The organism is Streptomyces sp. NPDC001492 (assembly GCF_053597275.1).
Genome location: NZ_JBSFHW010000040.1, coordinates 1 through 26,407, shown reverse-complemented (window position 1 = coordinate 26,407; position 26,407 = coordinate 1). Strand labels below are relative to the sequence as shown.

At 70.7% G+C, this 26,407-nt stretch carries 23 protein-coding genes; 17 read left to right on the top strand and 6 right to left on the bottom strand.

The features are described from left to right. Positions 1-211 precede the first annotated feature (211 nt). Both ACWC1K_RS37675 and ACWC1K_RS37670 read left to right on the top strand, forming a co-directional pair. Positions 212-1,255 carry a 3-isopropylmalate dehydrogenase gene (locus ACWC1K_RS37675; protein WP_344404915.1) on the top strand — a complete coding sequence of 348 codons (1,044 nt, stop codon included), beginning with the start codon at positions 212-214 and terminating at the stop codon, positions 1,253-1,255. 252 nt (positions 1,256-1,507) lie between these two features. Next, positions 1,508-2,596: a branched-chain amino acid aminotransferase gene (locus ACWC1K_RS37670; protein ID WP_450837407.1), complete on the top strand. Its 1,089-nt coding sequence runs from the start codon at positions 1,508-1,510 to the stop codon at positions 2,594-2,596. Positions 2,597-2,633: 37 nt separating this feature from the next. On the opposite strand, the gene ACWC1K_RS37665 is transcribed toward ACWC1K_RS37670, so the two are convergent. Continuing rightward, the gene (locus ACWC1K_RS37665; RefSeq protein WP_450837406.1) at positions 2,634-4,115 is read right to left on the bottom strand and encodes a cytosine permease; all 1,482 of its coding nucleotides are present in this window, start codon (positions 4,113-4,115) and stop codon (positions 2,634-2,636) included. 119 nt (positions 4,116-4,234) lie between these two features. Between ACWC1K_RS37665 and ureA the strand changes: the two genes are divergently transcribed. From ureA to cimA, 7 genes are all read left to right on the top strand, one after another. After that, a complete protein-coding gene (ureA, locus tag ACWC1K_RS37660; protein WP_450837405.1) occupies positions 4,235-4,918 on the top strand; it encodes an urease subunit gamma in 684 nt (227 codons plus the stop codon). Continuing rightward, positions 4,915-6,609: an urease subunit alpha gene (locus ACWC1K_RS37655; RefSeq protein WP_450837404.1), complete on the top strand. Its 1,695-nt coding sequence runs from the start codon at positions 4,915-4,917 to the stop codon at positions 6,607-6,609. Before ureA ends, ACWC1K_RS37655 begins: the two co-directional genes overlap by 4 nt. A 33-nt stretch (positions 6,610-6,642) precedes the next feature. Further along, on the top strand, positions 6,643-7,710 hold the full coding sequence (locus ACWC1K_RS37650; protein ID WP_450837403.1) for an agmatine deiminase family protein: 1,068 nt from the start codon (positions 6,643-6,645) through the stop codon (positions 7,708-7,710). Positions 7,711-7,747: 37 nt separating this feature from the next. After that, positions 7,748-8,245 (top strand): hypothetical protein, encoded by a 498-nt coding sequence (locus ACWC1K_RS37645; RefSeq protein WP_450837402.1) that lies wholly within the window; start codon positions 7,748-7,750, stop codon positions 8,243-8,245. Then, on the top strand, positions 8,242-8,844 hold the full coding sequence (locus tag ACWC1K_RS37640; protein WP_450837401.1) for a TetR/AcrR family transcriptional regulator: 603 nt from the start codon (positions 8,242-8,244) through the stop codon (positions 8,842-8,844). The genes ACWC1K_RS37645 and ACWC1K_RS37640 overlap by 4 nt, the downstream gene beginning before the upstream one ends. 135 nt (positions 8,845-8,979) lie before the next feature. Further along, positions 8,980-10,257, top strand: a complete 1,278-nt coding sequence (locus ACWC1K_RS37635; protein ID WP_450837400.1) for a TolB family protein — start codon at positions 8,980-8,982, stop codon at positions 10,255-10,257. 335 nt (positions 10,258-10,592) lie between these two features. Next, a complete protein-coding gene (cimA, locus tag ACWC1K_RS37630) occupies positions 10,593-12,197 on the top strand; it encodes a citramalate synthase (protein WP_450837399.1) in 1,605 nt (534 codons plus the stop codon). 42 nt (positions 12,198-12,239) lie between these two features. Here cimA and ACWC1K_RS37625 read toward each other — a convergent pair whose 3' ends face one another. Both ACWC1K_RS37625 and ACWC1K_RS37620 read right to left on the bottom strand, forming a co-directional pair. Next, positions 12,240-12,431, bottom strand: coding sequence for a DUF397 domain-containing protein (locus tag ACWC1K_RS37625; protein ID WP_450837398.1), 192 nt, complete (start codon positions 12,429-12,431; stop codon positions 12,240-12,242). Continuing rightward, positions 12,428-13,234 (bottom strand): helix-turn-helix domain-containing protein, encoded by an 807-nt coding sequence (locus tag ACWC1K_RS37620; RefSeq protein WP_450837397.1) that lies wholly within the window; start codon positions 13,232-13,234, stop codon positions 12,428-12,430. Before ACWC1K_RS37620 ends, ACWC1K_RS37625 begins: the two co-directional genes overlap by 4 nt. 112 nt (positions 13,235-13,346) lie before the next feature. Here ACWC1K_RS37620 and ACWC1K_RS37615 point away from each other — a divergent pair, with 112 nt between their 5' ends. The 3 genes from ACWC1K_RS37615 (at position 13,347) to ACWC1K_RS37605 (ending at position 18,259) form a co-directional block, all read left to right on the top strand. Next, complete coding sequence (locus ACWC1K_RS37615) at positions 13,347-13,760, top strand: ATP-binding protein (protein WP_450837396.1); 414 nt, start codon at positions 13,347-13,349, stop codon at positions 13,758-13,760. A 74-nt stretch (positions 13,761-13,834) separates the two neighbouring features. Then, positions 13,835-16,846: a glycoside hydrolase family 3 protein gene (locus ACWC1K_RS37610; protein WP_450837395.1), complete on the top strand. Its 3,012-nt coding sequence runs from the start codon at positions 13,835-13,837 to the stop codon at positions 16,844-16,846. A gap of 57 nt (positions 16,847-16,903) precedes the next feature. Further along, positions 16,904-18,259, top strand: a complete 1,356-nt coding sequence (locus ACWC1K_RS37605; RefSeq protein WP_450837394.1) for a hypothetical protein — start codon at positions 16,904-16,906, stop codon at positions 18,257-18,259. Positions 18,260-18,279: 20 nt separating this feature from the next. Here ACWC1K_RS37605 and ACWC1K_RS37600 read toward each other — a convergent pair whose 3' ends face one another. After that, the gene (locus ACWC1K_RS37600; protein WP_450837393.1) at positions 18,280-18,705 is read right to left on the bottom strand and encodes a MarR family winged helix-turn-helix transcriptional regulator; all 426 of its coding nucleotides are present in this window, start codon (positions 18,703-18,705) and stop codon (positions 18,280-18,282) included. A gap of 62 nt (positions 18,706-18,767) precedes the next feature. Here ACWC1K_RS37600 and ACWC1K_RS37595 point away from each other — a divergent pair, with 62 nt between their 5' ends. Both ACWC1K_RS37595 and ACWC1K_RS37590 read left to right on the top strand, forming a co-directional pair. Then, positions 18,768-19,928 carry an FUSC family protein gene (locus ACWC1K_RS37595; protein WP_450837392.1) on the top strand — a complete coding sequence of 387 codons (1,161 nt, stop codon included), beginning with the start codon at positions 18,768-18,770 and terminating at the stop codon, positions 19,926-19,928. Further along, positions 19,855-20,403 (top strand): hypothetical protein, encoded by a 549-nt coding sequence (locus tag ACWC1K_RS37590; protein ID WP_450837391.1) that lies wholly within the window; start codon positions 19,855-19,857, stop codon positions 20,401-20,403. The genes ACWC1K_RS37595 and ACWC1K_RS37590 overlap by 74 nt, the downstream gene beginning before the upstream one ends. 82 nt (positions 20,404-20,485) lie before the next feature. On the opposite strand, the gene ACWC1K_RS37585 is transcribed toward ACWC1K_RS37590, so the two are convergent. Next, entirely contained in the window at positions 20,486-21,124 is a 639-nt protein-coding gene (locus ACWC1K_RS37585; RefSeq protein WP_450837390.1) for a hypothetical protein, read from the bottom strand. 122 nt (positions 21,125-21,246) lie between these two features. Beyond that, complete coding sequence (locus ACWC1K_RS37580; protein ID WP_450837389.1) at positions 21,247-21,801, bottom strand: YceI family protein; 555 nt, start codon at positions 21,799-21,801, stop codon at positions 21,247-21,249. Positions 21,802-21,959: 158 nt separating this feature from the next. Between ACWC1K_RS37580 and ACWC1K_RS37575 the strand changes: the two genes are divergently transcribed. The 3 genes from ACWC1K_RS37575 (at position 21,960) to ACWC1K_RS37565 (ending at position 26,262) form a co-directional block, all read left to right on the top strand. Continuing rightward, complete coding sequence (locus ACWC1K_RS37575; protein ID WP_450837388.1) at positions 21,960-24,272, top strand: polysaccharide lyase 8 family protein; 2,313 nt, start codon at positions 21,960-21,962, stop codon at positions 24,270-24,272. A gap of 154 nt (positions 24,273-24,426) precedes the next feature. Beyond that, positions 24,427-26,010 carry an acyl-CoA carboxylase subunit beta gene (locus ACWC1K_RS37570; RefSeq protein ID WP_450837387.1) on the top strand — a complete coding sequence of 528 codons (1,584 nt, stop codon included), beginning with the start codon at positions 24,427-24,429 and terminating at the stop codon, positions 26,008-26,010. A 57-nt stretch (positions 26,011-26,067) separates the two neighbouring features. Next, positions 26,068-26,262, top strand: a complete 195-nt coding sequence (locus ACWC1K_RS37565; RefSeq protein ID WP_450837386.1) for an acyl-CoA carboxylase subunit epsilon — start codon at positions 26,068-26,070, stop codon at positions 26,260-26,262. Positions 26,263-26,407 lie beyond the last annotated feature (145 nt).

The following is a 26,407-nucleotide window of genomic DNA, read 5'->3' as shown; positions in this document are numbered from 1 at the left end:
GGGTACGGGGGGTCCGGGGGCCCGCGGCGGAGCCGCTGATGGGGGCCGTCCCCTGGAGGGCACAGTCATGGGAAGGAACTTCCCAGCGATGGCCAACGCCCGCCAGACATACGGGTGAACGGGCGACGACCAGTTGGCGCCACCCGTCACCGGCATGTCCGTATGGCGGACACGGCATGTCATTCCATGGGACGGGGAGTAGGGTGCCGACATGTCTCGCAGCATCAATCTCGCAGTGATTCCCGGTGACGGCATCGGCCAGGAGGTCGTGGCCGAAGGTCTGAAGGTCCTCTCCGCCGTCCTTCCGCAGGATGTGAAGCTGGAGACCAAGGAGTACGACTTCGGCGCCCAGCGCTACCACGCCACCGGTGAGACCCTCACCGACGCCGACCTCGACGCGCTGAAGAAGCACGACGCCATCCTGCTGGGCGCCATCGGCGACCCGAGCGTCCCCTCCGGCGTCCTGGAGCGCGGCTTCCTGCTCAAGCTCCGCTTCGCCTTCGACCACCACGTCAACCTGCGTCCGTCGAAGCTCCTGCCGGGTGTCGCCACCCCGCTGGCCGGCGAGCCGAGCATCGACTTCGTCGTGGTCCGCGAGGGCACCGAGGGCCCGTACACCGGCAATGGCGGCACCATCCGCAAGGGCACCGAGCACGAGGTCGCCACCGAGGTCTCCGTGAACACGGCCTTCGGTGTCGAGCGCGTCGTCCGCGACGCCTTCGCCCGCGCCCAGGCCCGCCCGCGCAAGAAGCTCACGCTGGTCCACAAGAACAACGTGCTGACCTTCGCGGGGCACCTGTGGACGAACATCTTCAACAAGGTGGCCGAGGAGTTCCCCGAGGTCACCACCGACTACATCCACGTCGACGCCGCGACCATCTACCTGGTCACCGACCCCGGCCGTTTCGACGTGATCGTCACCGACAACCTCTTCGGCGACATCATCACCGACCTCGCCGCGGCCGTCTCCGGCGGCATCGGCGTCGCCGCCAGCGGGAACATCAACCCCTCCGGCGAGTTCCCCTCGATGTTCGAGCCCGTGCACGGCTCGGCGCCCGACATCGCGGGCCAGGGCAAGGCCGACCCCTCCGCCACGGTCCTGTCCGTCGCGCTGCTCCTGCGCCACCTCGGCTACGAGGCCGAGGCCGCCCGTATCGACGAGGCGGTCTCCGCCGACCTCGCCGAGCGCACCGGCAAGCCCGCCCGCTCCACGTCGGAGATCGGCGACGCGCTGGCCGTACGAGTAGCCGGCTGACCCCCGCCGCCTCTCGAACCTTTCGAAGCCGCCGGGTCGCATCAGCACCCGGCGGCTTCCGCTGTGTCCCCGCCGGGTGCCACCATCATCCCCTGGGCCGCATTTCACGCCGTTTCTTCCACGGTCCCCGCCTTGCGATAATCGAACGCGGAGCCGCGGAATGAGGGAATGCTCGGGCGTCCTGGCACTGGCCACCGGCCGTACGGACGTGAGCGCGGCCCGTCACACACAACCGGTGAAGGACAACCACTCATGACGACGCCCACGATCGAGCTCAAGCCCTCGGCCTCGCCGCTCTCCGACGCGGAGCGCGAGGCGATCCTGGCGAACCCCGGGTTCGGCCGCCACTTCACCGACCACATGGTGACGATCAAGTGGACCGAGGGCCGCGGCTGGCACGACGGCCAGCTCGTCCCCTACGGCCCGCTCTCGCTCGACCCGGCGAACATGACCCTGCACTACGCGCAGGAGATCTTCGAGGGCCTCAAGGCCTACCGCCGTCCGGACGGCTCGGTCGCCACCTTCCGCCCCGAGATGAACGCCCGCCGCTTCCAGCGCTCCGCGCACCGCCTCGGCATGCCCGAGCTGCCGGTCGAGACCTTCATCGAGGCCTGTGACGTCCTCGTCCAGCAGGACAAGGCATGGGTGCCCGCGCACGGCGGCGAGGAGTCCCTCTACCTGCGCCCCTTCATGATCGCGACCGAGGTCGGCCTGGGCGTGAAGCCCGCCAACGAGTACCTCTTCCTGGTCATCGCCTCCCCGGCCGGCGCCTACTTCCCCGGCGGCGTCAAGCCGGTCTCCATCTGGCTCTCCGAGGACCGCGTCCGCGCCGTCCCCGGCGGCATGGGCGACGCGAAGACGGGCGGCAACTACGCGGCCTCCCTGCTCGCCCAGGCCGAGGCCGCCGCCAAGGGCTGCGACCAGGTCTGCTACCTCGACGCGGTCGAGCACAAGTGGGTCGAGGAACTCGGCGGCATGAACCTGTACTTCGTGTACGGCGACAAGATCGTCACCCCGTCGCTGACCGGCTCCATCCTGGAGGGCGTGACGCGTGACTCGCTCCTGACCGTCGCCCGCGACCTCGGCTACGAGTCCGAGGAGGGCCGCGTCTCCATCGACCAGTGGCAGCGCGACGCCGAGAACGGCACGCTGACGGAGGTCTTCGCCTGCGGCACCGCCGCCGTGATCACCCCCGTCGGCACCGTCAAGCGCGCGACCGCCGAGTGGCAGCAGGCGGGCGGCGAGCCCGGCGAGGTCACCCTCAAGCTCCGCGAGGCCCTGCTGAACATCCAGCGCGGCACGGCGGAGGACAAGCACGGCTGGATGCACGTTCTCGGCTGAGGGCTGAGCGGGGTTCTGTGCGGGGGGTGCGGTGACCCTACTGGGGGGCTGCGCCCCCCAGGCGCTCCGCTTCGGCCTGGACGGCCTCGTCCTCAAGCGCCGGACGGGCTGGGGAGGCCGGCCGGGGCTTGGGAAGCACCCTCAGGTGCAGCACCGCGTACGTCAGGCCGCCCACCAGCCCCGACAGTACGAAGCTGCAGTCCACCCCGCCCGTCAGTGACAGCAGCGGGCCCTCGTACGACGGCAGTGACACCGCCAGCAGGCCGAACCCGGCGCCCACCGCCCAGGACACCGCCGCCCGCACGTTCCACCCCGCCCGGTACCAGTAGATCCCGCCCCGCGAGCGCCGGTTGAACACCTGGAGGGCGTCCGCGTCGTACACCCCGCGGCAGCGCACGAAGCCGATGAGGGTGATGACCGCCCACGGGGTGCCGATGGCCGTCAGGAGCAGGACGAAGGACGTCATCGCCGACTGGGCGTTCCAGGTGTAGTGGCCGATGAAGACGCAGGCCGTGGCGACGATCGCGACGGTGTACGTGGCTCGGGCCCGGGACGCCCGCGGCAGGATCGCGTCCAGGTCGAGGCCCATGGAGTACAGCATCAGACCCGCGTTGCCGACCGAGCCCGCGGAGGCGGACAGCAGGAGCGGGATCAGGTACCAGGCGGGGGACGCCGTCACCAGCGGGCCCGCGTAGTCCGCCGCCGCGCGGGCCGCGTACGCAGTGAAGGTGCCGAAGAGCTGGGGGACCAGCAGGCCCAGGATCAGTCCGAGCCAGGTTGCGTGCAGGACCCGGCGGGAGGAGTGGCGGGCCGGGGAGATGTAGCGGGTGTAGTCGCCGAGGAGGGTGATGAAGGCGATCGGGCCGGACAGGCCCGCGGCCACCGTCGCCAGGAACCAGGTCGGCCAGTAGCCACCCAGCAGGTAGCCGCCGGTCTCCGGGATCGCCGACGTCGTGAAGTGCGGGGCGTACGCGACGACGCCCAGCGCCAGCAGCGCCGTCATGCCGATCGCCAGGACCCGGGACATGGCCAGCAGCACCCGGTAGCCGTACACCGCGCCGGCGACCGTCGCCCCGGCGAGGACCGCGTAGACCAGGGCGTACGCCACTCCGTCCACCGGCAGACCGAACAGCCGCCGCAGCACGCCCACCATCACGTCACCGCCGATCCACACGGTCAGCGCCGTGTAGCCGAGGGCGAGGAGCAGTCCGACCACCGAGCCGACCAGCCGCCCGCGCACTCCGAACTGGGCGCCGGAGGAGGTGGAGAGGTTCGTCGCGGTGCGCAGGGAGATCAGCGCCAGGGGCGCCGTCAGGGCCGTGCCCGCCACCGTGCCGACCACGATCGAGCTCAGCGACGACCACCAGTCCAGGCCGAACGACGGCGGCAGCCAGCCGAAGATGATCACGCCCAGACAGAGGTTGGAGCCCAGGAGGATCGAGACGAGGTCGCGGGGCCCGCTGGTGCGTTCCTCCTCGGGGATGGTGTCCACTCCGCGCTGTTCCATCGAGATCGGCATGGCGGCCCTTTCGGTTGGGTTAGAGCGGCACTCAATGTGACCCTTCACGTCATGGTCGTCAAGACCTTCCTCTTCCGCATTTCTATGTTTAGAGTGCTGCTCTAAATGGAGGGATGGACATGCGGCTGACACCGACCGAACGCGACCGGCTGCTGCTCTTCGGGGCCGCCGAGCTGGCCCGGGCGCGGCGGGCGAGGGGCCTTCGGCTCAACGTGCCCGAGGCCACCGCGCTGATAGCGGACACCGTCTGCGAGGCCGCCCGCGACGGCGCCCGGCTCTCCGAGGCCATCGAGCGCGCCCGGTCGGTCCTCGGCCCGGCCGATGTGCTGCCGGGCGTCGCGGACGTCGTCACCGAGGTGCATGTCGAGGCCGTCTTCGACGACGGTTCGCGGCTCGCGGTGGTGAGCGATCCGATCGGCGGGGGCGGGCTGGGGGAGCAGGCGCCGGGCGCGCTGCTGCCCGGGCCCGAGCATGCCGAGCCCGAGGCGGCCGTGCGGCTGACGGTGACCAACACGGCCACCGTGCCGGTCTCCGTCACCTCCCACTTCCACTTCTTCGAGGCCAACCCGCGCCTCGACTTCGTACGGGAACAGGCCTACGGGATGCGGCTCGCCGTGCCCGCCGGGTCGTCGGTGCGGTTCGGGCCGGGGGAGAGCGTCGAGGTCGGGCTGGTGCCGGTCGGGGGTGAGCGGGTCGCGATCGGGTTCGCGGGGCTCGTCGACGGGGCGCTGGACGCGCCGGGGGCGAAGGAAGAGGCCCTGCGCAGGGCCGCCGCCTGCGGATATCTGGGAGCAGAACGATGAGCAACGACCAGCGCCCGAGCATCGACCCTCGTGCCTACGCCGCCACCCACGGTCCCCGCGCCGGCGACCGCATCCGGCTCGGGGACTCCGGGCTGACCGTCCGCGTCGAGTCCGACTCCCAGCGGTACGGCGACGAGTTCCTGGCCGGCTTCGGCAAGACCGCCCGCGACGGGCTGCACCTCAAGGCGGCGGCCGTCCGGGAGACCTGCGACGTCGTGATCAGCAATGTGGTGGTGATCGATGCCGTGCAGGGGATCCGGAAGGTGTCGATCGGCATCCGGGAGGGGCGGATCTGCTCGATCGGGCGCGCCGGGAACCCCGACACCCTCGACGGGGTCGATGTCGTCGTCGGTACGGGTACCTCGATCGTGTCGGGTGAGGGGCTCATCGCCACCGCCGGTGCCGTCGACACGCACGTGCACCTGCTCTCGCCGCGGATCATGGAGGCCTCGCTGGCGTCCGGCGTGACCACGCTCATCGGGCAGGAGTTCGGACCCGTGTGGGGGGTCGGCGTCAACTCGCCCTGGGCGCTGCGGCACGCCTTCAACGCCTTCGACGCCTGGCCGGTCAACATCGGCTTCCTGGGGCGCGGTTCGTCCTCGCACTCCGCGCCCCTGGTGGAGGCGCTGGCGGAGGGCGGCGCGAGCGGCTTCAAGGTGCACGAGGACATGGGCGCCCATACCCGCGCCCTGGACACCGCGTTGCGCGTCGCCGAGGAGCACGACGTCCAAGTCGCCCTGCACAGCGACGGGTTGAACGAGTGCCTGTCGGTGGAGGACACCCTGCGGGTGCTGGAGGGGCGGACCATCCACGCCTTCCACATCGAGGGGTGCGGCGGCGGGCACGTCCCCAACGTCCTGAAGATGGCGGGTGTCCCGAACGTCATCGGCTCCTCCACCAACCCCACCCTCCCCTTCGGGCGGGACGCCGTCGCCGAGCACTACGGCATGATCGTCTCCGTCCACGACCTGAAGACCGACCTGCCGGGCGACGCCGCCATGGCCCGCGACCGCATCCGCGCCGGGACCATGGGCGCCGAGGACGTGCTGCACGACCTGGGGGCGATCGGCATCACCTCGTCCGACGCGCAGGGCATGGGGCGGGCCGGCGAGACCGTCCGCCGTACCTTCGCCATGGCCGGGAAGATGAAGGCCGAGTTCGGCGCCCCGGCCGAGCACGACAACGAGCGCGTCCTGCGGTACATGGCCAAACTGACCGTCAACCCGGCCATCGCGCACGGCCTCTCGCACGAGGTCGGCTCGATCGAGGTCGGCAAGCTGGCCGACATCGTGCTGTGGCGGCCGGAGTACTTCGGAGCGAAGCCGCAGCTCGTCCTCAAGTCCGGCTTCCCCGCGTACGGCGTGGTCGGCGACCCCAACGCGGCGACGGACACCTGTGAACCGCTGGTCCTCGGACCGCAGTTCGGGGCGCACGGCGCGACGCCCGCCGAGATCTCCGTCGCCTTCGTCGCCCAGGCCGCCCTGGACCAGGGCAACGACACCATGCCGACCCGGCGCAGAAGGGTCGCCGTGCGCGGCACTCGCGGCATCGGACCGGCCGACCTGCGGCTCAACTCCCGTACCGGAGCGGTCGATGTCGACCAGCGGACCGGACTGGTCACCCTCGACGGAGAGCCGGTCCGCTCGCAGCCGGCCGATTCCGTCTCCCTCAACCGCCTCTACTTCCTCTGATACTTCCTCTGAATCCTCTGACAAGGACCGCTCATGTCTGCTGCCGCCGACGGCTTCCGCATGCCCGCCGAATGGACCCCGCACGAGCGCACCTGGATGGCGTGGCCGGGGCCGAATCCCACCTTCGAGGACCCGGAGGATCTCGCCGCCTCGCGCGTCGCCTGGGCCGCGGTCGCTCGTGCGATCCGCCGCTTCGAGCCGGTGACGGTGGTGTGCGGGCCGGGGCAGTCGGCGCACGCGCAGGCGCTGCTGGGCCCGGACGTCGACACGGTCGAGCGCGAGCTGGACGACGCGTGGATGCGGGACATCGGCCCGACGTTCCTCACGAACGGGCGTGAACTCGCCGCCGTCGACTGGACGTTCAACGGCTGGGGCGCCCAGGGCTGGGCCCGCTGGGAGCACGACGCGAAGATCGCCGCGTATGTCTCGGACCTCGCGGGCGCGAGGACGTACGCCTCGAAGCTCGTCAACGAAGGCGGTGCGATCCACGTCGACGGCGAGGGGACGGTCCTGCTCACGGAGACCGTGCAGCTCGGCCCCGAGCGCAACCCGGGCTGGACGAAGGAGCAGGTCGAGGCGGAGATCCACGCGCAGCTCGGCACGCGCAAGGCGATCTGGCTGCCCCGCGGCCTCACCGGCGACTACCCTCCCCCACTGCCTGAAGGGCGTGGGGGGACCCCCAACGTCTTCGGCACCCTCGGCCATGTCGACATCGTCGCCGCGTTCGCACGCCCCGGTGTCGTGGTCGCGCACTCCCAGCCGGACCCCGCGCACCCGGACCACGAGGTGACGAAGGAGGTCATCGGGCTGCTGAGGGCGCAGACCGACGCGCGGGGCCGCAGCCTGGAGGTCGTCGAGGTCCCGGCGCCCACCGTGCTGGAGGCCGACGGCCACTGGGCCGACTACTCCTACATCAACCACTACCTCTGCAACGGCGGTGTCGTGCTCTGCGCCTTCGACGACCCGCGCGACGAGATCGCCGCCGGGATCTTCCGCCGGCTCTTCCCGGAGCGGACGGTGACCCTCGTGGACGCCCGGACGATCTTCGCGGGCGGGGGCGGCATCCACTGCATCACGCAGCAGCAGCCGAAGGTCCGGTGAAGGCCCGCGGGGCAGCACCGTCAGGTAGAACATACGGGTGAACGTGCTGATCTGCGCCGCCTGCGGAGGCCGGCTGACCGAGCCACTGCGTCCGCTGCTCGAGGTACCGGCCCGCCCGGAGTACGACGGCAGCAAGGGCGCCGACGGCGTGCGCCGCGCCCCGGCGACGATGCCGCGCGGGACGTACGCCGTGGACCCGGAGGCGTGCGGGGCGCCGTACGTGCCGCACCCCGACCCGGAGTGGGCCGGCATCGCCCACCCGGGCAACTCCTGGATGGGGGACCCCGACGGCCCGGGGTTCCTGGTCTCGGCCGGGCCGCGCGACACCCTGGTCGTCCACCCCGGGGACACCCGCGGGTATCTCGCGCAGAATCCCGCGTTCCAGGAGATCGGCTGCTGCGGGCCGCCCGGCCGCGAGGGGCCCAACGAGGTGTGCGGCGCGTGCGGAGCGGTCGTGGCGACCCTCTTCGCCGACTGCACCGGGCCGTACGAGACGCACTTCCTGCCCGACGCGGTCCGGGTGACCGCCGTATGAGCAGCCCCCGCCGCACCCCCGCCCCGCCCCGGGAACGCATTCTCACCGCCGCGATGGAGATGATCGCCGAGCGCGGTCTGGAGAAGCTCACCATGGCGGCGCTCGGCCATGAGGTCGGCATGAGCAGCGGGCATCTCCTCTACTACTTCCGCACCAAGGACGAGCTGCTGCTCCAGGCCCTGGAGTGGAGCGAGGGCCGGCTGGGCGCCGAGCGCGGACGGCTGCTGGCGCGCGGCGGCACGGCCCGTGGGCGGCTCGACGCCTACGTCGACCTGTATGTCCCCGACGGCCACCGCGACCCGCACTGGACCCTCTGGCTGGAGGTCTGGAACCGGTCGCAGAACGCCGACGAGGACGCCCGCGACCGGCAGGCCGCCATCGAGGGCGTCTGGCACCGCGACCTGGTGGCGCTGATCGCGGAGGGGGTGTCGCGGGGAGAGTTCCGCCGCGTCGACCCCGACCGTTACGCGGCCCGGCTGCGAGCCCTGCTGGACGGCTTCTCGATCCATGTGGCGATCGGGCTGCGCGGGACCGACCGGGCGCAAGTTCTCGGCCATGTACGGGAGTTCCTGGACGAGAGCCTGCTCGCGGACGGCTGAGCCCGCGCCCCGGTTGTACTCAATTCGGCGGATTGACGCTGTCCCGTCTGGTGCGTTTGCCTCGAAAGGAGCCCTTGGCGCAGGGCCGGGGACAAGCGTCATACGGGGAACACAGGGGGAATCGTGCTCAGAGTCATGCGTGGGATGTCCGTCGCGGTGGTGGCGGGAGCCATGGTCGCGTTGACGGCGACGTCACCGTCCGCGGCAGCGGCGCCCGGGCCGGGGATCGAACGGGTCACGTTGTCGGCGACGGGGGAGCAGGCCGACGACAACGCGTACGGACCGCAGTTCAGCGCGGACGGCCGGTTCGCGCTCTTCACGGCGTACGCGTCCAATCTGGTGCCGGGCGACACCAACAGGACCTCGGACGTCTTCGTGCGTGACCTGCGCAGGGGGACGGTCGAGCGGGTCAATGTCGCCTCGGACGGCGCGCAGGCGGTCGGCGGCTGGTCGGAGGCACGGGCCATCAGCGCGGACGGCCGGTACGTGCTGTTCAGCTCCAACGCCAGGAACCTGGTCCACTGGGACAACCCGCCCACGAACGAGGCGGCCCAGGACGTCTATCTGCACGACCGGCGCACCGGCCGCACGGAGCGGATCAGCGTCGCCCTCGACGGGGGCTCCGCCTTCACCGCCGCCGCCGTGATGTCACCGAACGCCCGCTACATCGCCTTCAACGCCAAGGCCGACCGGATGGAGACGAACGCCCGCGACCTCTTCGGGATCGTGTATCTCCTCGACCGCCGCACCGGAACCGTGGAGCGGATCAGCAACCGGGACCGCCCGGACAACCCCTCCCTGCTCCAGGGCCTGAGCGACAACGGCCGCTATGTGGCGTACACCCAGCTGGTGCCGCGCAGCTCCTACGGCCGCACCTGGGTGCACGACCGCCGCACCGGCACCGAGGAACAGGTCAACGTCACACCGGACGGCACCCCGGCCCAGCGGTACGCGCTGCCCGCCTCGCTCTCCGCGGACGGCCGCACCATCGCCTTCTCCTACTGGGGCGACGAGGAACTGGTCCCGGGCGAGGACCCCGGCACCGGTTCCACGGTCTACGTCCGCGACCTGCGCCGGGACGTCACCCGGCGGGTCAAGGCCGGCCCCGCGGGCGAGGACGGGATCAGCCAACCCGTGCTCAGTCCCGACGGCCGGTACGTCACCTATCAGGCACAGCCGCGGCTGGCGGACGGCCGCCCCGGGCCCGACAACGTCTACCTCCGCGACCTGCGCACCGGCTCCACCCGCCTGGTCAGCGAGTCCGTCACGGGCGGACCCGTCACGGACGAGCCCGTCGCCGTGTACGCGGTGAGCGCGGGCGCCCGCCGTATCGGCCTCGGCAGCGAGTCCGGCCGGCTCGTCGCGGGCGACACCAACGGCTTCTACGACGGCTTCGTCCGCCGTATGCGCTGACCCGCCACCTGCGTTGATCAGCACAGTGCTCGCATCCTGAGACGGACAGTGAACACGGGGGCGGATTGTGCCAGACTGCCCCCGTGCTCTCGTTCGCCACGATTATTGGCAGCAGGCGCGCCGGTCCGCAGTGACCGCCACGTACGACCAGGTACGGGTGGACACCGTCGTCCTCGACCCGCGCGCAGACCTCTCGCACCCGCGAGGGGTTTTTCGCTTTTCTGGCCCACCCCTAGCCGGGAGCGGAGCGCGAGGGACCATTGGGGACGGTGGAGCCGGTCATTCCGGTACAGACCGCGATCCAACGGGATCCAACAGCAGGAGCCTTGAACACCATGACCGCAACCAGCGAGCTCGACGATTCGTTCCACGTCTTCGACACCACCCTGCGCGACGGCGCGCAGCGTGAGGGCATCAACCTCACCGTCGCCGACAAGCTCGCGATCGCACGGCACCTGGACGACTTCGGCGTGGGCTTCATCGAGGGCGGCTGGCCCGGCGCCAACCCGCGGGACACCGAGTTCTTCGCCCGCGCCCGGCAGGAGATCGACTTCCGTCACGCCCAGCTCGTCGCCTTCGGCGCCACCCGCCGGGCCGGCGCGAAGGCGAGCGAGGACCCGCAGGTCAAGGCGCTCCTGGACTCGGGCGCCGAGGTGATCACCCTGGTCGCGAAGTCCCACGACCGGCATGTGGAGCTGGCCCTGCGGACGACGCTGGACGAGAACCTGGAGATGGTCCGCGACACCGTCTCGTACCTGCGTGAGCAGGGCCGCCGGGTGTTCGTCGACTGCGAGCACTTCTTCGACGGCTACCGCGCCAACCCGGAGTACGCCAAGGCCGTCGTACGGGCCGCGTCGGATGCCGGTGCGTCCGTCGTCATCCTCTGCGACACCAACGGCGGCATGCTGCCCGCCCAGGTCCAGGCCGTGGTCTCCACGGTGTTGGCCGACACCGGCGCCCGGCTCGGCATCCACGCCCAGGACGACACCGGCTGCGCGGTCGCCAACACCCTTGCCGCCGTCGACGCGGGCGCCACCCACGTCCAGTGCACGGCGAACGGCTACGGCGAGCGCGTCGGCAACGCCAACCTCTTCCCGGTCGTCGCGGCCCTGGAGCTCAAGTACGCCAAGAAGGTCCTGCCCGAGGGCTCGCTGCGCGAGATGACCCGGATCTCGCACGCCATCGCCGAGGTCGTGAACCTCACCCCCTCCACGCACCAGCCGTACGTCGGTGTCTCGGCCTTCGCCCACAAGGCCGGCCTGCACGCCTCCGCCATCAAGGTCGACCCCGACCTGTACCAGCACATCGACCCCGAGCTGGTCGGCAACACGATGCGCATGCTGGTGTCCGACATGGCGGGCCGCGCCTCGATCGAGCTCAAGGGCAAGGAACTCGGCGTCGACCTCGGCGGCGACCGCGAACTGGTCGGCCGGGTCGTCGAGCGGGTCAAGGAGCGCGAGCTCAAGGGCTACACGTACGAGGCCGCGGACGCTTCGTTCGAGCTGCTGCTCCGCTCCGAGGTCGAGGGCAAGCCGCTGAAGTACTTCGAGGTCGAGTCCTGGCGGGCCATCGTCGAGGACCGCCCCGACGGCACCCACGCCAACGAGGCCACCGTCAAGCTCTACGCCAAGGGCGAGCGCATCGTCGCCACCGCGGAGGGCAACGGCCCGGTCAACGCCCTCGACCGCGCCCTGCGCGTGGCGCTGGAGAAGATCTACCCCCAGCTGGCCAAGCTGGACCTCGTCGACTACAAGGTCCGCATCCTGGAGGGCGTCCACGGCACCCAGTCCACGACCCGGGTCCTCATCTCGACGTCGGACGGCTCCGGCGAGTGGTCCACGGTCGGCGTCGCGGAGAACGTGATCGCCGCGTCCTGGCAGGCACTTGAGGACGCGTACACGTACGGGCTGCTGCGGGCCGGGGTGGAGCCCGCGGAGTAACTCCGTCGGTCGGGCGGGGGCCTTCGTCCGCGAAGGCCCCCGCTAGGCGCCGTGCCCTTCCTGCCGGGCGAGCCCGACGAAGGCCGCCCAAGTGCGCGGCGACACGGTGAGGTTGGGGCCGGTGGTCTTGGAGTCGCGTATGTGGACGGCGGTGGGCTGCGTGGCGACCTCGATGCATTCGCCGCCCTCATTGCTGCTGTAGCTGGACTTGAACCACTGCAGTGCGGTGCTCATCGGTCTCCTAGCAATCCCTCGACGAGGCGCACGCTCTCATCCGGCGAGAGCGCCTGTGACCGCAGCATTCCATACTTCAGCTGATAGTCATTGACCTCGTTCGGGTCGTCAACGAGGAAGCTGGCGCGCTGTACCTCCAGGTAGACGAGGTCCGCATGCTCGCGGGTTTTCAGCAGGGTCATGGGTCCGGCGAGTCCGGCGTGGGGCATCCGGTCCATGGGCATGATCTGAAAGCTCATGTGGACGGGTTTCGTGTACTCCAGGATCCGCCGGTACTGCTCCCGCATCACTTCCGGACCGCCGACTTGGCGTTTGAGGATGCTCTCCTCCATGACGAAATGGCACACGGGAGGCCGCTCCTGCTCAAAGACCAACTGCCGTTCCATGCGCGCGTTCACCCATTGTTCGGCGGTCTCGCTGCCGAGGGAGGGGTATCGAGCGTCGAAGGCGGCGCGACAGTATTCCCTGGTCTGAAGCAGTCCGTGAACCATCAGGCTCTGGTACGAGAGGATGCTCAGCGCTTCCTGTTCGTGATCCACGTACCCCTGCGCGAACTGCACCACCTTCTCCCGCACCGGCATCCGCGCCACCAGCAGCGCCAACGCCCCCTTGGTTTCCAGCAGTTCATCGAACTGTTCCGCACGGTCCGGCTGGAGCGCCAGCCTCCCCTGCTCGATCGACCCGACCGTGTCGACGTGAATGCTCGCCATCTCGGCGAACTGCTCCTGCGTCAGGCGGGTTTCCCTCCGGAAGTGCGCCACGAGTGCACCAACCACCTGCCACGCACTGACCTTCTTCGTCATGGCCAACCTCTTCCCCCGTGCGCACCGGAATGCCTCGTACTGAGCTCGTAGTAATCAGAACTACGACCTCACCCACTGCCCCACTGTAGTGACTCCCTGTGACAGTCGCCCCATGAACACCCACCCCCAACTCCTCCACGCCCGTACCGCCCTCTACCCCCGCGACCGCAGGTCAGTAGCCGTGGCCAGAGATCTCGCCCGTATCACCCTCGCCGACTGGGCGCTGACCCGGCGGAGCGACGACGTACTGCTCTGCGTGAGCGAACTCGCCACCAACGCCCTCCTGCACGGCGTCCCGCCGGGCCGCTGTTTCCGGCTGGATCTGGGGCTCGACACCGCCGGAGTACTCCGCGTCGAGGTCCAGGACAGCGGTCCCGGCGAGGTCCGTACCCCGGACGTCACGCCGGAGTCGGAGCGCGGTCGCGGGCTCCTGCTGGTCGCCGCGCTGTCCGACGACTGGGGCGTGCGGCAGCGGGAGCCCGGCAAGGTGGTCTGGTGTGAGTTCCGGGGCTGTCGGCCGTCTTGACGGCTTCCTGCGCCACTCGTTAACTCACGAGGTGAACTAAGTCATTTGTGGGACAAGAGAGTTGAGGGAACGCCATGCGAAGAGCCGCCCTGCTCGTCTCCACCGCCTTGCTCACCGCCCTGTTACCCCTCGCCGTCGCGCAGGCGGTCGACGATCCGGCTCCCACGCCCGTCGACCGCTTCGAGGGCGAGGTCCCCTTCGCCTCCCAGCCCGCGGAGGGCATCTTCACCTGGGGCGGCGACAGCGACGATCCGCCCACGCTGCAACTGACCGCCAGACCGGACGCCCCCGAGGGCGAGAAGGTGCTCACCGGCACCTACGACATCAGCGGCTACGGCGGCTTCACCCACGACTACGCCGCCAACGCACCCGCCCACGACTGGTCCGCCCACAAGGGAATCCGCTTCTGGTGGGACGGCCAGGACACCAACAAGAAGGTCGCCTTCGAGATCAAGGACGGCGGCGCGAACGGCGAGGCCTCCGAACTCTGGACGACCTCCTTCACCGACGACTTCACCGGCTGGAAACAGGTCGAGATCCCCTTCACCGACTTCGTCTACCGCACCGACTACCAGCCCGTCGGCGGCATCGACCACGTCCTCGGGCTGACGCAGATGTGGGGTTACTCCGTCACCCTCCCGGTCGGCGTCAAGGGCCGATTCGCCATGGACGACGTCGAGTTGTACGGCAAGGCCGACCAGTCCCTGCGTGCCTCCGTCACCACGGACGCCGCCGTGTACCCGGTGAAGGAGGGCGGCACGGCCACCGTCAAGGTCACCCTCGCCACCACCGGCTCCGCCCCCGTCGACGACCCAGTGACCGTCACGTACGAGACCACCGGCGGTACGGCCGACCCCGGCAAGGACTACACACCGGTCACCGGAACCCTCACCTTCCCCGCCGGTACGGCCTCGGGTGCGACGCGGACCATCCACGTACCGACCCTGCGCGACAAGTCCGCCGAGCCCGCCGAGACGATCCCGCTCAAGCTCACGGTCACCGGCGCCAAGCCCCCGGCCGAGACCCCGCAGGCGGTCATCGACGCCCACGGACTGCCGTACCTGGACGCCAAGTTGCCGGTCAGGAAGCGCGTCGCCGACCTCGTCTCCCGTATGTCCCTGGCGGAGAAGGCCGGCCAGATGACCCAGGCCGAGCGCGGAGCCGTGGGGAACGGCGGGGACGTCGCCGCCTACGACCTCGGCTCGCTCCTGTCCGGCGGCGGCTCCACGCCCACGCCCAACACCCCCGAGGCCTGGGCGAAGATGATCGACGGCTTCCAACTGCGGGCGCAGGCAACGCGGTTCCAGATTCCGCTGATCTACGGAGTCGACGCCGTCCACGGCCACAACAACCTGGTCGGGGCCACGATCATGCCGCACAACATCGGCCTCGGCGCCACCCGCGATCCCCGCCTGGCGGAGAAGGCAGGCGCGGTGACCGCGTCCGAGGTCCGCTCCACCGGCATCCCCTGGGACTTCGCCCCCTGCCTCTGTGTCTCCCGCGACGAACGCTGGGGGCGCTCCTACGAGTCCTTCGGCGAGGACCCGGCCCTCGTCGAGTCCATGGAGACGATCATCCAGGGCCTCCAAGGGCGGGCGGACGGACGGGACTTGAAGCACGACGACAAGGTCCTCGCCACCGCCAAGCACTTCGTCGGCGACGGCGGCACCGAGTACGGCTCGTCCACGACCGGCACGTACACCATCGACCAGGGCGTCACCAAGGTCACCCGGCAGCAGCTGGAGGCCGTCCACCTGGCTCCGTACCGGACCGCCGTCGACCGGGGCATCGGTACGGTCATGCCGTCGTACTCCTCGCTCGACATCCTCGGCGACGGACAGGGCCCGGTGAAGATGCACGCCCGCGCCGACATGATCAACGGTGTGCTCAAGGGCCGGATGGGCTTCGACGGCTTCGTGATCAGCGACTGGAACGCCATCGACCAGCTCCCCGGCGACTACTCCTCCCACGTGCGCACATCCGTCGACGCGGGCGTCGACATGATGATGGTGCCGTACTCGTACAAGGACTTCACCGCGCAGCTCGTCGACGAGGTGAAGGCCGGTCGCATCAGCGAGCGGCGGATCGACGACGCCGTCTCGCGCATCCTCACGCAGAAGTTCCGGCTGGGGCTCTTCGAGAAGCCGTACGCCGACACGAGCGGCGCCCCGGCGATCGGTTCCGCCGCGCACCGGGCCGTCGCGAGGCAGGCGGCCGCCGAGTCGCAGGTCCTGCTGAAGAACGCGAACGGCGTGCTGCCCCTGAAGCAGAACCAGAAGGTCTATGTGGCCGGGTCGAACGCCGACGACCTCGGCAACCAGACCGGCGGCTGGACCGTCACCTGGCAGGGCGCGTCCGGCACCCACACCGAGGGCACGACGATCCTCGCCGGGATGCGCAAGGACGGAGACGTCACCTACTCCAAGGACGCCTCCGCGCCCACGGCCGGCTATGACGTCGGCGTGGTCGTCGTCGGCGAGACCCCGTACGCCGAGGGCGTCGGAGACGTCGGCAACGGGCACGATCTGCAGCTCTCCGCCGCCGACCGGGCCGCCGTCGACAAGGTGTGCGCGGCCATGAAGTGCGCGGTGCTGATCGTCTCCGGACGCCCCCAGCTGATCGGTGACCGGCTCGGCGAGATCGACGGCCTGGTCGCCTCCTGGCTGCCGGGCACGGAGGGCGACGGGGTGGCCGACGTGCTGTACGGCAAACGCCCCTTCACCGGTCAGCTCCCGGTCACCTGGCCGAAGTCCGAGGCCCAGCTGCCGATCAACGTCGGCGACACGGCGTACGACCCGCAGTTCCCGTACGGCTGGGGTCTGACGACCCTGACCAAGGTGCCCGAGGGCGGTGCGGCGACTCTGAAGGCGCTCGCCGTGGCAGCCGCCGGCGCCGAGAAGAAGGGCGCGGACGAGACCGGCCGCGCGCTCGTCACCAAGGCCCGGCTGATCGTCCAGCAGAAGGCGGGCACGGGCATCACGCAGGCGGTGGCGAAACCCTTCGCCGACGCGGACCACCTCTCGCTCACCGGACGGTACGAAGCGGCCGTGGAGAAGCTGATCACGGCCTACCGCGCCACCACCTGAGGAGGACGACACCGGCGAGGACGACCAGTTTTGGGAGGCTTCGGGTAGCTTCGAACCATGAAGGCCGTCGTACGGACCCGAAGCCTCCCGGGGCTGCTCCTGGCCCTGCTGCTCGCCGCCCTGACCGTACTGTCGGCGGGCTCCCCGCCGGCCTCCGCCGCCACGAGCGTCTCGACGATCGCCGAGGCCCTGCGCAAGGGCCCGGTCTACGTCGACCCGGCGGCGAGCGCCCAGTTGTCGTCCGGCGAGGCCGACGCCCTGGCCAAGCAGATCAAGGACGCCGACAAGCCCCTCTTCGTGGCGGTCCTGCCCGCCGGCTACCCCACGGCGAACCTCTTCCGGAACCTGCGCACCGCCACCGGCATCACGGGCCTGTACGCGATCCGCCTGGGCGACCGCTTCGACGCGAGGGCCGACTCCTCCGTCCTGCCGCGCACCGCCGTGCAGAACCTGGTCACCAGCGTCCAGGGGGAGAAGGACGCCCACACCCAGCTGACCGACTTCACGAACAGCGCCCTCACCAACATGGGCGGCTCCGCCCCGTCGGGCTGGGGACCCTCCTCAGGTGGCGGCGGGATCTCGACCACCGCGCTGATCACCGCGGGCGCGGTGGTGGTGGCCGGCGGCGCGGGCGCCTACACGCTCGTACGCCGCAACCGGCGCCGCAGGGCCGAGGAGCAGCGGGCCGCGCTGGACCGACTGCGGGTCGTGGTCAACGAGGACATCACGGCCTTCGGCGAGGAACTGGACCGTCTCGACTTCCACCCGGCGGAGGCGGGCGCCGACGACGCCATGCGTGCCGACTACGAACGGGCACTGGACGCCTACGAGCAGGCGAAGTCGGCCATGGCCGAGGCCCGTAGACCCGAGGACGTGCGGGCCGTGACCCAGGCCCTGGAGGACGGCCGCTTCTCGCTGGCGCTGCTCGCCGCCCGCCGCGAGGGCCGCCCGCTGCCCGAACGGCGGCCGCCCTGCTTCTTCGACCCCCGCCACGGCCCGTCCGTCGCCGACGCCGAGTGGACGCCCCCGGGCGGTGCCCCGCGCGAGGTCCCCGTCTGCGCGGCCGACGCCACCCGCCTCGCCGACGGCCGCGACCCCGTCGTCCGCGAGGTCGACACCGATCAGGGCCGCCGCCCGTACTGGGACGCGGGCCCGGCCTACGGCCCCTGGGCGGGCGGCTACTTCGGCGGCGGCCTGCTGCCCGGCCTGCTCGTCGGCACCCTGCTGGGCAGCATGATGGCGACCCCGTCGTACGCGGCCGACTACGGAACGGGTTACGGGGACTTCGGCGGCGGATACGAGGGCGGGGACACCTCCGGCGCGGACTTCGACCCGGGTGACTTCGGGGGCGGCTTCGGCGACGGCGGGGGAGGGGACTTCGGGGGCGGCGGGGACTTCGGCGGAGGTTTCTGAGGCCCCTGCGCAAGGGCGGTTCAGACCTCCGCGTCCGCCAGCTGCTCCATCAGCGCCCCCGCCAGCTCCAGCAGGCCCCGCTCGGTCGGGCTCAGCGACGCCAGCGCACGCGACAGCCAGGCGTCCCGCTCGGCCATGTCCCGCTCCAGCGCCCGCCGCCCCGCCTCGGTCGGCGACAGCACGGACTGCCGCCGGTCGACCGCGCCCGGCTCCCGCACGATCAGCCCCTCCGCCTCCAGCTCCGCGAAGACCCGGGTCAGCGACTGCGGCCGCTGCCGCTCGGCCGCCGCGACCTCGCCGGGGGTGGCCGAACCGTGACGGTGCAGGTGGCCGAGGACCAACAGCTGGTTGGCGCTGAGACTCCCGTCGCCGCGCTCCTGCCGCAGCCGACGGTTCAGACGCATGACGCCACGGCGGATGCGGGCGGCTTCGGCGAGATGGTCCATGGAAGAGATCGTACGCGATTACTTACTATCTGGATGCCAGCAAGGCCTGTACTGTCGGGTGAGTGACCGCAAAATTAATACGCAACGCGTACGAAGCGGCTCTGACGATGACCGCGATGCTGCTCTGCTGGGCCGCCGCCCTCGTGCTGGAGGGCGCCGCCGGACTGCACACCGACGTGCTCGTCCTCGCGGTCGCCCTGTCGCTCACCCTGTCCTCGACCCAGCGCACCGCGGACACCCGCCGCCGGCTCACCGCGCTGGTGGTGCTGCCCGTGACGGCAGGCGCGTCGATCTTCCTCGGCCGGCTGATCGCCGCCCACTACGTGATCGGGGCCGCCGTCTTCACCGCGGGCATCTCGCTGGCCATCTGGATCCGCCGCTACGGCCCGGCCGCCACGAAGGCCGGCACCCTGCTGACGCTCCCGCTCATCGCCCTCCTGGTCGTCCCGGGCCCCGCACTGCCGCCCGAGGCGCAGAGCGGGCTGGTGACCTGGTTCTGGTCGGCGCTGGTCGGGGCGCTGGCGTGCTGCTCGGTCTGGCTGGTGCAGGGACTGGGAGACCGGTACGGCCCCTGGCGCGCCGAGCCGGTCCCCGAGCAGCCGCCGCGCCGCTCCCGTCTGCACCCCCGCCCGAGCACCCGCATGGCCCTCCAGATGGCGGCCGGCATCGCCGGCGCCTTCGCCCTCGGCCGCCTGGTCCTCGACGACCACTGGCCCTGGGTGGTCCTCACCGCGTACGTCGCCGCGAGCGGCAACCGCGGCCGGAACGACGTGCTGCGCAAGGGGATCGAGCGCCTCGCCGGGGCCTGTGTCGGCACGCTGCTGGCGACGGGCGTGGCCGCGGCCGGCGTCACCGGTCACGCCTCCGTGGCGCTGATGTTCACGATCCTCGCGGTCGCCCTGTGGCTGCGCCCGCTCAACTACGCCTACTGGGCCGCCGGAATGACCTGCGCCCTCTCCCTCCTCCTCGGCTACTTCGGCCAGGACGCCGCGCACCTGCTGCCTACCCGCCTCGAAGGGATCGCCGTGGGCGCGGCGCTGTCGGTGGCGTCGGCGTGGTGGCTGCTGCCGGTGCCGCGGAGGCGGGCGACGGCGGCAAAGACTGCTCCGACGGATGTCCAACGACCGCACGCGCTCCTACCCTTGGGGAATGGTGACCCCGCCCGAGGGGGAGGAACAGGACGTCGTCGAGGGCTTCGGCGACGATCGACCGCTGCTCGGTGAGCGATGGCGGGCGTTGTCGCGCCGGGTCCGGGTGACGGTCGTCGGGATGGTCTGCGCGGTCCTGCTGGGCGTGCTTCTCGGATACGTCGTCGCCACGCGCCCGCCGCCCGACCCGGTCGCCGCCACCACCGTCCGGATCACCGCTGTGGAGATGCCGCAGCGCTACACCCTGGACCTCGGCATCACCCTCCGCGTCGCCTCCGCCTCTCCCGTCACCCTCACGGGAACGAGGCAGGGCTACGACGGCTTCCTGCAGACCCTCCCCGTTCCCGGCGCCGCGCTCCTGCCCGGTCAGGTCCGCATCCTGCACACCCGCCTGAACGTCTACTGCCAGCTGCCCCTGCCGCGGCAGGGAACGCCCCTGCTGTTCGTGACCGTGCGCAACGCCCGCCGCGAGGGCCGGGCCCCCGTCGTGCCCACCGCCGCCCAACTCGCCGGCATCGACCGCGCGGTGCGGCAGATCTGCCGACGGTGACCGTTCGAAGAAACGGGACGCACGAGAAATCAGTGCGACCGCCCCTGCGTCCCGAGTCCCCGAAGGCGGCTGAGCTGCCGGCTCAGTCGTCCAGTGCCGACTTCGCGAACCGGAGCAACCCGTCGAAGTCGATCGCCCCGGGATCCCCGTGGTCGTTCTCGGGTACATGCGTATGCCCGCACACCCCGTTGAACGCGTTCCACTCCCGCCCGCTCATCCGCTGCCCGGCCCGGCTCCCGAACGACTTCGGGTACGGCGGCCACAGCTCGGGCCCGCTCAGCGGCACCTCGTGCTCCTCGTGCATCCAGGCGAGGAACCGGGCGAGCTCGCGCAGCGCCCACTCCGGGGCCTCGGGCCAGTAGAGGTGCGCCTTCCCGGCATCCGTCCACGTCCGGTGGGTGGCGGGGTCGCAGGTGCCGACCAGTTCGACCTGGCAGACATTGAGCGTGTTCGTCTCGACACCGCCGGGCAGGTTGACCAGGGCGCGCGAGGAGACGTCGATGTCGAAGTGCTGGAACCAGCCGAGCTTGCGGCCCGTGAGGTCCGGCACCGCCGTCAGGTTCGGCGCCATCCGGCCGCCGTCGTAGTCGGGCAGCGTGCGGCACTCGGTGGTGTGCAGGACGACGACGTTGACCTCCATGGCGTCGCCCGGCCAGCGCTTCTGGTACCAGTGGGTGCGGTCGGCTCCCGGATAGTGCTGTGGTCCTGACTTCTTGGTCATGGGTCCCCCTGGGTCTGACGTTCCATGGGCATGACCGAGCGCCCGCCCCTCTGATGCAGAAGGACGGGCGCGCTCAGGTGCAGATGCCGTGAAGGCTCAGTGGGGCGGGTTCAGGCGCCGGATCAGGCGTTCTTGATCGCCGAGATGTCGAAGTTCAGCTTGATCTTGTCGGAGACCAGCACACCACCCGTCTCCAGCGCCGCGTTCCACGTCAGACCCCACTCGGAGCGCTTGATCTCCGCCTTGCCCTCGAAGCCCACGCGCTCGTTGCCGAAGGGGTCCTTCGCGGCGCCGTTGAACTCGAGGTCGATGGTGAGGGGCTTGGTGGTGCCGAGGATCGTGAGATCGCCGGTGATGCGGTAGTCCTCGCCGCCCAGGGCCTCCGCCGAGGTCGAGCGGAAGGTCATGGTCGGGAACTCGTCGATCTTGAAGAAGTCCGCGCTCTTCAGGTGACCGTCACGGTCGGCCGACCCCGTGTCGATGCTGTCCATCTTGACGTCGATGGAGGCCGACGACGCGGACGGGTCGCCGCCGTCCAGGTGCAGGGACCCGGTGAAGTCGAGGAACTTGCCCTTGACGTTGGTGACCATGGCGTGGCGGACGGTGAAGCCGATGGTGGAGTGGGCCGTGTCGATCGTGTAGTCGCCGGTCAGTGCGGTCAGGTCGGGGTTCGTCATGACGGTGCTCCCTGGGTGAGTATGTTGAACGTTGAACTACTCAACGGGAACGACCGTAGACCTATTCCCTTCGGGTTTCAACGTCATCCGCAAAGTGTTGGCGTGGTTACGCTGAGGTGGTAGGTGCCCATGGCATGACCACACACCGCAGGGGTTCCATGAGACCCACCCGCAGAGCTGTCTTACTCGCGGCGGCCCTCCTGGCCACGGCCGCGCCCCCCGCCCGCGCCGCCGCCCCCGACCCCTACGACGCCCTCCGCCGCCGCTGGCTCGACCTCGCCCTCGGCGCCGGCTACGACCCCACCGCGGAGCCGTACGCCTCCCGGCTCGCCGAAACCGGCGCACTCGCCCGCGCCGCCCGGGCCACCATGGCCCCCACCCCCACCTCCCTCTGGCCCGGCTACCCCTACGACCCGCCCTCCGGCATCACCCAGAGCTACGGCCGCCTGTGGACGATGACCCAGGCCTACGTCCAGCAGGGCACCGGCTCGACCGGCGACCCCGCCCTCCTCGAGGCCGTCCTGCGCGGCCTCGACCACCTCTCCGCCACGATCTACAACCCCTCCACCACCCGCTACGGCAACTGGTGGGAATGGCAGATCGGCAGCCCCCGCCTGCTGATGGACATCACGGCGGTCCTGTACGACGACCTCACCGATGCCCGGCGGCAAGCGGCCTGCGCCGCCGTCGACCACTTCATCCCCGACACGATGCTCACGGACTACTCCGGCACCTCCACCGGCGCCAACCGCGTCGACCTGTGCCGCTCGGTCGCCCTGCGCGGCATCCTGGGCCGCGCGGACGCCAAGCTGGCCCTCGCCCGCGACGGCCTCTCCCCGGTCTTCCCGTACGTCACGAAGGGGGACGGGCTGTACGCGGACGGCTCGTTCGTGCAGCACACCTGGGTCGCGTACTCGGGGACGTACGGACAGGTGATGCTCGACGGCCTCGGCCGCCTCTTCACGCTCCTCGCGGGATCCGCGTGGGAGGTGACCGACCCGAACCGGCAGATCGTCCTCGACAGCGTCGAGCACGCCTATGCGCCCCTGATCCACGACGGGTTGGTGATGGACGGCGTCAACGGCCGTGCGATCAGCCGCGGTTACCTCAAGAGCGACGACCGCCAGGTCATGCGCAGCGACCACTTCCACGGGCAGGGCATCATCGCGGCGGTCGCCCTGCTGGCCGGCGGGGCGAGCGCGGCGGAACGGGACCGCTGGCACTCGTACCTCAAGGGCTGGATCGAACGGGACACCGTGACACCGATCCTGACGGCGCCTCAGTTCGGCGTCGCCGACCTGGCCCGGCTGCACGCGGTCGCCGGCGCACCGGTCCCGGCCGCCCCCGAACCCGTCGGCCACCGCCTCTTCCCGGCCATGGACCGCGCCGTCCACCGCGGCCCGGACTTCACGGCGAGCATCGCCATGTGCAGCGACCGCATCGCGTACTACGAGTGCGGCAACGGCGAGAACCCGCGCGGCTGGCACACGGGCGCCGGAATGCTCTACTGGTGGCCGAAAGGGCGCAGCGGTCGGTCCGATCAGTACACGGACTGGTTCTGGCCCACCGTCGACTGGTACCGCCTCCCGGGCACCACCGTCTCCACCCTTCCGCTGCCCGACAAGGCGGGCGGCGAGTGGGGCGCGCCCAAGCCGGACGTTCGCTGGGTCGGCGGCACGACGGACGGCGAGTACGCGGCCGTCGGCCAGCACCTCAAGGGCCTCGGCTCGACGCTCCAGGCCCGCAAGTCGTGGTTCTGCGTCACGGACGCGGTGGTCTGCCTCGGCGCGGGCATCACCTGCTCCGACGGCGTCCCGGTCGAGACCGTCGTGGACAACCGCAACCTGGGGGAGGGCGGGACGCAGGAGTTCGTACGGGGGAGGGGCTGGGCCCATCTGGAGGGTCACGGCGGCTGGGTCGTCCCCGGCGGCGGGCTGCACACCCTCCGTGAGGACCGCACCGGCGCCTGGTCCGACATCAACACCACCAGCACCACCCGGCGGGCCACCCGCCGCTGGCAGACCCTCTGGCTCGACCACGGCACGGACCCCACCGACGCCACGTACGTCTACGTCCTCATGCCCGGGGCCTCCCGCCGAGCCGTGGCCTCCCGCGCCGCCGACCCCCACTGGCTGTCGCTCCTCGCCAACGACAGCACCTGCCAGGCCGTCCGCGTCCCCTCCCTCGGGCTGACGGCCGCCAACTTCTGGGGACCCGGCACGGCGGGCCCGCTGACCGCCTCAGCGGCCGCGAGCGTCCTCGTACGCCATCACGCTCGCACCGCTACCCTCTGCGTGAGCGAGCCACCCCGAACGGGCGAGCCGTTCGAGATCACCTGGAGCCACCCGGTGCGCGGGGTGGTGCGAGCCGACGACACCGTCGAAGTCCTCTGCGCCGGCCGCCGAACGACGCTCCGGATTACCCCAGGCGTGTCATGTGCGACTCATCGCTGTGAGCTGGCTCTCACCTGACGGCTTTGTGGGTCCCCTACAAGCCGGACGCCCTCTGAGCAGTCGGAAGGCCTGCATGCCGCCGGGGTTCTGTTCAGTGGCACCAGGAAAACGGGCCGGAGACTGTACGGAGTCGACGGCTCGCTTTCTTGGGTGGGCTTCGTAAGGTCACTACATGACCGTTTTGGATGAGGCGCCGGGTGAGCCGACGGACGCGCGCGGGCGAGTGGCCGAACTGCACGGGATCCGTGCGCAGGCGCTGGCCGGCCCGAGCGAGAAGGCGACCGAGGCGCAGCACGCCAAGGGCAAGCTGACCGGCCGGGAGCGCATCGAGCTGCTCCTCGACCCGGGCTCCTTCCAGGAGGTCGAGCAGCTGCGCAGGCACCGCGCGGTCGGTTTCGGCCTGGAGGCGAAGAAGCCGTACACGGACGGTGTGATCACCGGCTGGGGCACGGTGGAGGGCCGTACGGTCTTCGTCTACGCCCATGACTTCCGCATCTTCGGCGGCGCGCTGGGCGAGGCCCACGCCACCAAGATCCACAAGATCATGGACATGGCCATCGCGGCAGGCGCCCCGCTGGTCTCCCTGAACGACGGCGCCGGCGCCCGTATCCAGGAGGGCGTCTCGGCGCTCGCCGGCTACGGCGGCATCTTCCAGCGCAACACCAAGGCCTCCGGCGTCATCCCGCAGATCTCGGTGATGCTCGGCCCCTGCGCCGGTGGCGCCGCGTACTCGCCGGCCCTGACGGACTTCGTCTTCATGGTCCGCGAGACCTCGCAGATGTTCATCACCGGCCCGGACGTGGTCAAGGCGGTGACCGGCGAGGAGATCACCCAGAACGGCCTGGGCGGCGCGGACGTCCACGCGGAGACCAGCGGCGTGTGCCACTTCGCCTACGACGACGAAGAGACCTGCATCGCCGAGGTCCGCTACCTGCTCTCCCTCCTCCCGCAGAACAACCGGGAGAACCCGCCGCGGGTGGAGTCCACGGACGCGGCGGACCGCCGCAGCGACGTGCTGCTCGACCTGGTCCCGGCGGACGGCAACCGGCCGTACGACATGGCCAAGGTGATCGAGGAGATCGTCGACGACGGCGAGTACCTGGAGGTCCACGAGCGCTGGGCGCGCAACATCATCTGTGCGCTGGGCCGCCTGGACGGCCAGGTGGTGGGCATCGTCGCCAACCAGCCGCAGACCCTCGCCGGCGTCCTGGACATCGAGGCATCGGAAAAAGCTGCGCGTTTCGTCCAGATGTGTGACGCTTTTAACATCCCGATCGTCACCTTCCTGGACGTCCCGGGGTTCCTCCCCGGTGTCGACCAGGAGCACGGCGGAATCATCCGCCACGGCGCGAAGCTCCTCTACGCCTACTGCAACGCGACCGTGCCGAGGATTTCGCTGATCCTGCGCAAGGCGTACGGAGGTGCCTACATCGTCATGGACAGCCAGTCCATCGGTGCCGACCTCACCTATGCCTGGCCGACGAACGAGATCGCCGTGATGGGCGCCGAAGGGGCCGCCAACGTCATCTTCCGGCGACAGATCGCAGAGGCCGAGGACCCCGAGGCCATGCGGGCCCGCATGGTCAAGGAGTACAAGTCCGAGCTGATGCACCCCTACTACGCGGCTGAGCGCGGCCTGGTCGACGACGTCATCGACCCGACCGAGACCCGAGAGATCCTCATCCGCTCCCTGGCGATGCTGCAGACCAAGCACGCCGATCTGCCGTCCCGCAAGCACGGCAACCCCCCGCAGTAACCCAGCGGACCCTCCGCGACACCCTCGCGGAAACCTCTCTCACGGAGACTGAGACCTATGAACTCCCCTGACATTCGTGTCGAGAAGGGCCACGCCGAGCCCGAGGAGGTCGCCGCCATCACGGCCGTCCTCCTGGCCCGCGCCGCGGCCGCCCCGTCGGACGACACCCAGACCCACCGCGGCCGCGCCAAAGCAGGCTGGCGCCGCCTGGAGCGCGAGGGCGGCTTCCGCGCCCCGCACAGCTGGCACTGAGCCGCCGCCGAACGCCATCGTCAGCAGGGTGGGACGGGTGGCCAGAGCGTAGGAGAGCCATCCGGTCGTGGCCAGCCACGAGGTGGTGCGGGCGCCGCCGTCGATGTGCTTGCGGGCGAAGGGATGGACGACCTCTTCCTCGGCC